Below are 8,009 nucleotides of genomic sequence, written 5' to 3' on the forward strand. Positions count from 1 at the left end.
ACATGCAGGGAACTTAGTATATTAGATCCCATCTAATTCTTGTACTTATAGTTTTCTCTCTATTAACATATTCCGGACGCCACAACGGTAAATTGTATGAGTAGTGGCAGATTGCGTGGTAATTCCCTATCAAACCGCTACGCAGTTTGAGCGGATTACAAACCTTGATATTTAGTACTTTGCCTGCTACTACTTATACAAAATGTTATCTGTCGTTCTTTTATGGTTCCAGAATTAATCCACATAATATTGGTTTCCCTTTCTGAGAGGTAAATTTAATTACAGGATTTGCCGTGCCGTCAAATTTAATACTAATTTTCTTAATAGTAAACTTATTAATTAATACATCCTTAATTAAACCATTAATATCGACCTTTATGCTACTTATTGCTCCCTCTGATGCGAGTAATAACTTCAAGTCATATTCTCCTGCAATTAGTTTTTCTCTGCCACTTAAAGGATTAAGAGTAATATTTGTATTAGCATCGAGTAAAATGCCTTTTTCAAATAATTCACCATACTCTGCACCCTTAACTGAATTTTCAACTACTGTTTTCCCTGTTTCTTTTTCACCTAATACTTTCCAATAGTTCTTATCAGAATCAATAAAATAGGTTTTTGTACCTGCTAGTTGAGCTAGTTCTTCGTGTGATGTATTGCTAAAGTTGATGCGTATATCTTCTTCCTGCACCAATTGCTTCATAGATAAAAATCGTGGCAACCATCGTAAGCCCATTGAAAAAAGAAGCCCTTGTTCTCCAGCAGTAATTTGCCCAAATTGAATGGTTCTAGCATATTGCTCAAGAACAGTATCTGGTTGAAATTGATTAGCAATAGACCTTGCAGAATTAAAATCTTTGGCTTCAAACTTTTCTCTAAAACTCAGGAATATACTCTGTTGCTCGAAAAATATCTTTACAAATTTTTCATAATTTACAAAAAACAAATAGTTCTCTTTGGCGTCTGCGGTAAACTCTTCAATATTTGTCTTGTTCAGTAAATCTAGTCTCTCATCGCATTGCCTTATTACTTTTTGTGCATCATCAAATTTCTTATTTTGATGGACATCAATAAAATATGGATTTGTTTCACGACCAAATGCAGGCATGTCATTTACAAAAAGTTTCATATATGAGGCCATCACCGCGCTATTTGCTTCACCAAACCATTTTTCACTATAAAAATCTATAGTCTTTTCTATTGATTGGTTTTGTGTGTTCAACATGACTTGTTTGGAATGATGTAGGAAAAAAATGTCGAACGGTCTAGTCATCCAATGAATCACTCCAAACCCATCTGATTTAAGCTGAATCAAGGTATTATTAAAATTCTCAAATGAAGGTAATGGTGGCCCGATGTAAGCACCGTCATCATGGTGGGGCCAGATAATGGGAATTATCTTACCTGGTTTGCTCCATTTTGATATATCATCAATCATGGATTGATTATGCAAATGCATTTCTCCTCTGATTATTTCAGAATCTAATATATAAATGGTGGCGGAATCTGGATAAAACTCATTCATTGCAGGTAACGAAGGCCAGCGCCATGTGCCAAAGGCTACTGATATGTCATCTCTTTTTAGTTCGGTAAAAGCTTTATGGTAGGCGTAAGCCAACTTAGCCTGTGAAAAAGCTCCAACCGATTGTTTCATTTCTTTTATTTTTGGATTCTCATCTAATTTTGCAAAATATTCTTTTTGCCATTCCTCCGGAATTTCGCTGTATTTTAACTCGTCCCAAACGGAACCATCAGAGCGTCTCCACAATACAAATTTATCGACTTGAGGATATAATTTAAGCAGAGCAGCAGCTTGGGTTTTATAATAATCATATCCTTCGGGGCGATCTGGACGCGGCAACCAAACATCGCCAGGCTTTTCTCCCATCCAAAGAATCCCTTTATGATTTACCATGAATTTATCAGTTTCTGGAATAGTGGCAACCATTTCCTGAGGGATTGCAGCTACCATGTCAAAATCAAGTGCAAAATTTACTTTAACACCTCTATCTTCTGCATGCTGAAAAACACGACTCATTAATTGCTGTATTGCTTCAACTCTCTCTTCATCGGGAACAATTCCAGCCTTGCTGCCGAAAATAGGTGAACTAAAGACATCTCCTCCCGGAAGCCTTCTTACATCATTCACATGTTCAGTTGACCAATCTCTACCTTTTGCTGAAGTTGTTAGGTAACCTACAGGTTTTTTAAATCCGTTATACTCAAATGTGAACATTGGATTATTGGCATAAGCATGAACCATAATGGTGTTATAACCCATTTTCTGAGACTGGTTTATCCACATTACCCAATTCTCGAAATTCCATGCGGTACAACCACTTAGAAAGTTGTGCCAGTTAAACACAGTTCTTTCCTTTACCAATGGTTCGTTAACCATGTCCCATTCGTCAAAATTGAATTTTTCTTTTAGTGAAGGAGCGTAGTCGCCACTGAACAAAAATGAATACCCCATTTTTTCCAATAACCCATAAACACCATATAAGAGCCCCATACTGCCAGCGGAGGTAATAACGCCTGTGTTGTCATTTTTACGATGAATCGAAAACCCTTCACTACTTGATGGAATAGCAGATTCAGGCCATAGGTCTTTTGGTAGTTTTTCCGTTGTACCTATGTATATATTCTTTTTCTTTTTTGAAGCAGTTACTACTGGAAACTCATGGTTTGGATAAATAGTGTGCAGATATTTACTCAATTCGTTAGCTGCCAGCTCTTCAATATTATCAGCATTTACTGGAATAACAATGTCAATTGTCTGCATCTGATTTGTACAGCTAGTAAGAAAGATTATTAACAGAACTAAAATTGGTATGCTTTTCATTTGGTTGTCTTTTTTATTTTCATTGATTTATCGAAGAGTATATCTGCAAAATGACAGATAACGGTTAGTGTAAGAATAGTAGCCGATTGTAAGCCTCATTCCTATCAGGTTACAAAAAAATTGGATCGGGCTACAATCCTTGAATTTACCCCCCCCCGAATCGGCTATTATTTTACACATTGCATTGTTGTACGCTGGCGTTCTCCTATTAGAAATTCTAGCTTCAAAAACCATTTCGAAAAACGACTGGCAATTTTTAACAATAAATACATGTTTGGTACCGAACAACAAATTACTATTTAAACTAAACTTATTGTAGCTGAACCAAAATTGCAGAATGCGCAGGAACTTCGATTTTCAATTCTCCATTCTTTGTTTTCCCAACCGTAAAATCTGAAATATAAACTTTCTCCTCTTTGCCAAAGTCGTTAAAATCTGTAATTTCTTTACCGGCAACTATTTTTCCGCTTACTGATTTGAAATCGTTTCTGAGCTGACAGTCAATAGGAATTTCCTTATTGGGATTTGCATTAGTTATGGTAATACTTACTATGCCATCTTTTTCCGAAGCGGAGGCAGTTAAAGCCGGGATAGACTCACCCTTGTACTCATAGTTTTCAGTTTCTAAGTCGATAGGAATAAGATTGGCATCCTGGTGAACATTGTACATTTTAAATATATGGTAGGTAGGGGTTTTAACCATTTCATGACCCTTAGTCAGAATAACCGATTGCAGTACGTTCACAATCTGCGCAATATTTGCCATACTTATGCGGTCAGCATGGTTGTTAAAAATATTTAGGTTAATGCCGGCAACTAAAGCGTCTCGGACAGTATTCTGTTGTTGTAGAAAGCCTTCCTTAGTTCCTGGCAATTTATCGTACCATGTACCCCATTCATCAACAATTAATTTCATCTTTCCTTCCGGGTCGTATTTGTCCATAATTGCCAGATGTTTCTTTATGAAATCTTCAACATACATGGTATTGCGCAGTGTTGCAAACCACATATCTTCCTTGAATTCAGTTGAAGAACCTTTGCTCCCCCAGTCACCGGTTGGCAATGTATAATAATGCAAAGAAACTCCCTGGGCAAGGTGTGTTTTACCTTCCAATCCCTTGAGAATAGACTCCGTCCATTTGGTATCACCACCGGATGGACCACATATTACTTTATGATAATTGTTGCTACGTATATATGATGAGTAATTCCTGTAAATATTTGCATAGTAATCGGGAGCCATGTCTCCGCCGCATCCCCAGTTTTCGTTACCAATCCCCCAGTATTTAACATTCCAGGGATTTTTACGCCCGTTTTTCTTACGCAAATCAGTCATTGGACTTTTGTTACTCGAAGTAATGTATTCTACCCATTCAACAGCTTCCTGAACGGTTCCCGAACCAACATTGATGCTCAGATACGGTTCGGTACCTACTAATTCACAGAAGTTTAAAAATTCATGGGTGCCAAAACTATTATCTTCGGTAACACCACCCCAAAACACATTTACTATTGAGGGGCGATCTTCTTTAGGGCCTATACCGTCTTTCCAGTGGTAAGTGTCTGCAAAACAACCTCCGGGCCATCGCAATACAGGAACTTTTAATTCTTTAAAAGCTTCTACCACATCCTTTCTATATCCATTAATGTTAGGAATATCCGAATCTTCACCAACATATATACCTTCATAAATGCAAGTTCCCAGATGCTCGGAGAAATGGCCGTAAATTTCTTTGTTAATTTTTACGGTTAATGTATCCGGTTTCAGTTCCAGGGTGTTTTGAGCGGAAAGGCTCACTGTCAATAAAAGGCTAATAATTAAAATCGTTGTTTTCATTATTCCGGCTTTGCATGTTTTCTTTTAGTCCAACTTGGATATGTTCCATTGCGCTTAACGGTTTGAATATGGTGCGTTTGGCATTTCAACGCTCCAAACTTTCAATTTATTACTATTTTCTTTATTACTATCATCTACATATTTAGCACAATCTGCCAAATGCACTATATTTTTTGTTAGCGTTTGTTTTTCTGATCATTAAATAATTTAATAGCCATTTCAATTGGTTTATTAAATGGTTTTACTTCTGAAATACCTGTAGATTTAATCCACTGTTCTTCCCACTCTAAGATGTCAAAGTTTGTGTTATTTGCTTTTGCTTCATAATACAGCTTCCATCTTGGAATATAATAATCTCGAATTAATCCACTCCATGTTTTAGCTGCATACTCGTTTACACCGCCTCCCCATGTAGTAATTAAACGTTTAGCGTTCGATTGATAATATACTTCTTCTTCTTGTGTAGTCCCCCATTTTTTCGCATAGTCTGTCCAGATTTTTAATTTCCAAGAAGGATGAGACTCCAGTAATCTATCGATATTTGACATGATTTGTAGGGCTTCACTTAGACTAGCCATATTATTTTCTCCAGTTTCTTGAAACTCTACTAGTAATTCATCAGCTTTTAAGCCCAGGTATTGACAAGTAATTTCAATAACATCTATTTCATAAAGTTCGTTGTTTTTTATTTCATCTTTACAACTTAAAAACAAAGCGAGTCCTTGTCTAATCTCATCAGATTTGTTTACAGTTCCCCTACTTTTTGTATCTGGTCGAAATTGATATGTATTTCTCGGGTGATCCGTAAAACTTCCAAAAAATGAATTGTTAAAATGATTATAAGCTTTTTTCATGTTTGGAGGACATGCGCCATAACGTCTTGTAGCATATTTTTCAACCCATTTATCAAGGTCAATTTCTTCACTTGTCCACCCTATGTCGGAAAGTAATTCATATATAATTTCGTTATTCTCTATGCCTTCGGGAGCAAAACCAAAACCAACTAAATTACCTTTTTTATTATATTTCAATGCTTCCGAAGGCATTTTAGCATACAGATCTAGTCTGCCATTCATTGCTGTTTTTCCTCCCATATTGGGTATGAAAGAATAGATCCACATTTTGCCAAAGAAACCAGAATACATTTTCCAAGATGGATCTGACTTCCACCACAATCTATTATACTCATTAGCTAAATCCAATATCATTAATTTATCATCGGGAACTTTAGAAATTAAGGCATGTAGTCGCTCTGCTGTCCAAAATAATTTCCCATCTTTTTTTTGATAAGGAAATGTCCACCCTTGCATTACCCATACTGCATCAGGATTAGCTTTTTCTATTGAAGAGTAAACAGATTCTCCGTAAGCAGAAAGCTCTTTAAGTGCTGTTGTCGAATCTTCGGAAAGAGGCACATCCATTTCGTTAAAACTATCAGCTAAATAAAATTCTTGTTTCCCGAATTCTTTTTCATATTCTTTAATATACATTTCTCCAATTTTTAAAAACAGATCGCTTCCAGGCTCTAAAATATAAGTATGATAATCTTTAGCGAACCCTCCCCAACTTAATTCTCGTATTTTCTCTTCAGGAAACAGTCTTTTAATACTTGAAGGAACAAAACCTGCAAAAGCAGGAACAATTGGGTGCATATCCAATTTATTTACTCTATTAAGAATTTTATGATTTAATTGTATTTGTTTCTCATAAAAAGCATCTGGAATTTTCCCATCCCACGCTGTAATATTTCCCATTTTATTCCATGGAAAATGAGCTGGGCCTGTAAAATAACTATCAATTTCTTGTTTTGATAACCCGAGTTTTCTAAAAACTCGTTGCAAAATAGCTTCGTGAGCACCTGGTAATAGAGGCATATTAATACCGTGTACTGACATCCAATCAATTTCTTTTTCCCAACGAACCCAATCCCAATATGTAGTACTATAACCGTGTGTTACTATATTAAAATAATAGTTGTACTTGTACGGAGATTTTACTGTGCGGCTGTAATCAGGTAATGTTTCAGGAATACGTATATTATTTCCCGACCAACTAACTATTGAATTACAGGCATTTGAAAGATAATCATAAGCTCCTCTGCATAATGCGACTTGAGATGATGCAGATACATGAACTTTGTTATCTTCAACTTTTACAGAATAGCTTTGATGTAAGTTTGAATCTAGATTAAATTCAAATTTATCAATATTGTCTTCTCCTACAATGCGGCTTATTACTTGTTGTGCCGGATCTGTATTATTCTTTATTTTTTGTGTGTTTGATGTACAATTAAGCATGTACATACTTATGATTAGAATAAAAACAGTCTTTACTGGTTGAATAATTTTCCTCATTAATTTTCCCATTTAATGTCTAGTCCTGAAATATGGCTACAGGTTAAAATTGAATTAAGCTGTTTTTAAATATACCATATTAGGTGTTTTATAGTCTAAAGATAAATGTAATCTTATTTGGTTGTATAAATTAATTGCATTTTTTGTTGCTTTTTTTGCGTGTTGCAGACTGTCAAAGGTCTGGTCAAGATAGAACTCGTCTTTTAAGATACCGTTTACACGTTCAGCGACTGCATTTTCATAGCAATGATTTTCTTCAGTCATACTGATGCCTATGTTGTTTCGTTTGAGTATTTGTGTGTAAACATTACTACAATACTGTATGCCTCTATCAGAATGGTGAATAAGTCCAGTAGTATCTTTAGCTTGATATAAAGCTTTGTTTAAAGCTCTTTGACAGCCTTTAAGCTCCAAACTATTACTAATGTCGTATCCAACTATTTTACGGCTGTACATATCTGTAATTAGAGCTAAGTAGCAGAAGCCTTTTATTGTTCTAATGTATGTGATGTCGCTTACCCAAACTTGGTTAGGTCTATTAACTTCTAAATCTTTAATGATATTTTTATACTTGTAGAACCTGTGGTAAGAGTTAGTGGTTCTTGAGCTGTATTTCTTTCTAAGTGTAAGCATATTGTGTTTTCTAAGAATATTGAATAAGGTATCTCTACCTATTTTTAAATGGGCATTGGTAAACTCTTGTTTTAATGATTTGGTAAGTTTTCTAACACCTTCTCTAGGAAGGGATTTGCGTCTGTTCTTTACTATTGCAACCACTTTTTTCTCCATCTCTAAACGTTTGTCTTCTCTACGTTTATATTTGTAGTAAGCATCACGTTTAAGTCCGAAACAGGCAGTTATAGTTGATAAGGATGCAAATCCCTTTGACTTTTCTCTGGCCTTGATTAAGGTTTGATACTTAGCTTTTTTTTTAGCTCTAGGACAGATTTATAGCCCAACTGTTCAGCAGCTACTT

Annotated in this window: 4 protein-coding genes; all 4 read right to left on the reverse strand. The window is 35.5% G+C overall.

What is annotated here, in order from left to right; all coding sequences use genetic code 11:
• Positions 1-220: 220 nt before the first annotated feature.
• Entirely contained in the window at positions 221-2,782 is a 2,562-nt protein-coding gene (locus L3X37_RS02660; RefSeq protein WP_237238625.1) for an alpha-glucuronidase family glycosyl hydrolase, read from the reverse strand.
• A gap of 370 nt (positions 2,783-3,152) precedes the next feature.
• Complete coding sequence (locus L3X37_RS02665) at positions 3,153-4,679, reverse strand: alpha-N-arabinofuranosidase (RefSeq protein WP_237238626.1); 1,527 nt, start codon at positions 4,677-4,679, stop codon at positions 3,153-3,155.
• Positions 4,680-4,855: 176 nt separating this feature from the next.
• Complete coding sequence (locus L3X37_RS02670) at positions 4,856-7,033, reverse strand: alpha-N-acetylglucosaminidase (protein WP_237238627.1); 2,178 nt, start codon at positions 7,031-7,033, stop codon at positions 4,856-4,858.
• 54 nt (positions 7,034-7,087) lie between these two features.
• Positions 7,088-7,981, reverse strand: a complete 894-nt coding sequence (locus L3X37_RS02675; RefSeq protein WP_369409868.1) for an IS3 family transposase — start codon at positions 7,979-7,981, stop codon at positions 7,088-7,090.
• Between the last annotated feature and the right edge of the window lie 28 nt (positions 7,982-8,009).

Source organism: Wocania arenilitoris, from assembly GCF_021728535.1.
Classification (GTDB): Bacteria; Bacteroidota; Bacteroidia; order Flavobacteriales; family Flavobacteriaceae; genus Wocania_A; species Wocania_A arenilitoris.

What these genes read in the sequence shown, in the direction of transcription:
- L3X37_RS02665 (WP_237238626.1), bottom strand. Translation starts at nt 4,679, where the DNA reads ATGAAAACAACGATTTTAATTATTAGCCTTTTATTGACAGTGAGCCTT.
- L3X37_RS02670 (WP_237238627.1), bottom strand. Translation starts at nt 7,033, where the DNA reads ATGAGGAAAATTATTCAACCAGTAAAGACTGTTTTTATTCTAATCATA.
- L3X37_RS02660 (WP_237238625.1), bottom strand. Translation starts at nt 2,782, where the DNA reads ATGCAGACAATTGACATTGTTATTCCAGTAAATGCTGATAATATTGAA.